The following is a 1,202-nucleotide window of genomic DNA, read 5'->3' on the forward strand; positions in this document are numbered from 1 at the left end:
GGCTACTGAAATATTGATTGAATTATCTGATATAGCTGTCGATGCGGGTGCCTTAGCAGAAGATGAAATTACTGAGCAATTTGTTGATACTGCCGTAAGCCAAGCCTATAGCGCTTATATATCTACTAAAGAGGCGATGGGTGAGCTTGATGTTAATGAGCTAAAACAATCAGTTGACGATGCTAATAAGGAAGGTCAAGCGCTTGGAGTTGTACCTAAACAAGCAGAGCCTAAAGGTTTGATGCAGCGCGCAGCAGTAGGGGGTGTGTAATGTCATTACTTGCAGGATTAGGAAAAGGTTTACAGGGTGCAGGCCAAGCCATTGGGCAGGGTTTATATGCCTATGCTATGGCGATGCGTGACGATGAAATTGAGCGCATGCGTCAAGCGAGTATAGAAAAACGCTGGGCCAAAGAGGACGCTCGTTATGAGCAAGCTCAGGTTAAAGATGAAAGTCGTTATAAGGATCAACAAACAAGAGATGATTCTCGCCGTAAGGAAGATGTTGATTACCGTAATCAGGAATCTAATCGCGCTAATGCGCGTGAAGGTCGCAATGATGAGAAGCAAAATGCGTTATTAATCGGCCAAGCATTAGATCGTTTAAAGGAAGATTATAAGGAGTCATTGGCTGAAGTTGATGCTAATTATTTAGACCCCGTCACAAAGCAGGCTAATGACCCTACTGGGTATGCAGCAGCCATTGAGGACGCAAGGTCACAGTTTGATAGCACTAGAACCAGCATTGTCCAACGTAGCGGTTTAAGCGCTGACCAAATAGACAAGTACGGCTTTAATATGTACCTACCTCAGCCTACCGCTGATAACGGTGCTGATAAAACCAAGACAGAAATAGTGACGGCGCCTCCGACTGATGATTACGATAAAAAGAAATGGTTTGAAGATGTTCGTAAGGCTCAACCAGCCCAATCAACAGCAATGCCTAAGCCTGGTGAAACTAAGCGTGAAATGGCGGTTGATTATTTACTTAATGATCGTGGTGATACCACTCGTAAGCCCGGGCTTCTTTCTCCTGAAACCATAGCTCAACAGCAGGAACGCTTAAAGCAATTAAGAGAAAGTGGCGTGCAGTCAGCTTATGGCGCGGCAATGATGCCGCGTTAAGCCGCTACCCGTATTCAATTAACCCAGCCATCGCGCTGGGTTTTCTTTTTTTGGAGCTTCACAAATGTCACTACTCG

The 1,202-nt window shown here is 45.1% G+C and carries 2 protein-coding genes; both read left to right on the plus strand.

What is annotated here, in order from left to right:
- A partial coding sequence (locus L5M28_RS23925; protein ID WP_263204540.1) for a hypothetical protein occupies positions 1 to 271 on the plus strand: 271 nt, incomplete at its 5' end.
- The gene (locus tag L5M28_RS23930; RefSeq protein ID WP_263198896.1) at positions 271 to 1,125 is read left to right on the plus strand and encodes a hypothetical protein; all 855 of its coding nucleotides are present in this window, start codon (positions 271 to 273) and stop codon (positions 1,123 to 1,125) included. The genes L5M28_RS23925 and L5M28_RS23930, both read left to right, overlap by 1 nt.
- Positions 1,126 to 1,202 lie beyond the last annotated feature (77 nt).

Source organism: Shewanella sp. SW32, from assembly GCF_025653365.1.
GTDB lineage: Bacteria > Pseudomonadota > Gammaproteobacteria > Enterobacterales > Shewanellaceae > Shewanella > Shewanella oncorhynchi.

Coding starts and splice junctions, on each gene's coding strand:
- L5M28_RS23930 (WP_263198896.1), top strand. CDS start 271: ATGTCATTACTTGCAGGATTAGGAAAAGGTTTACAGGGTGCAGGCCAA.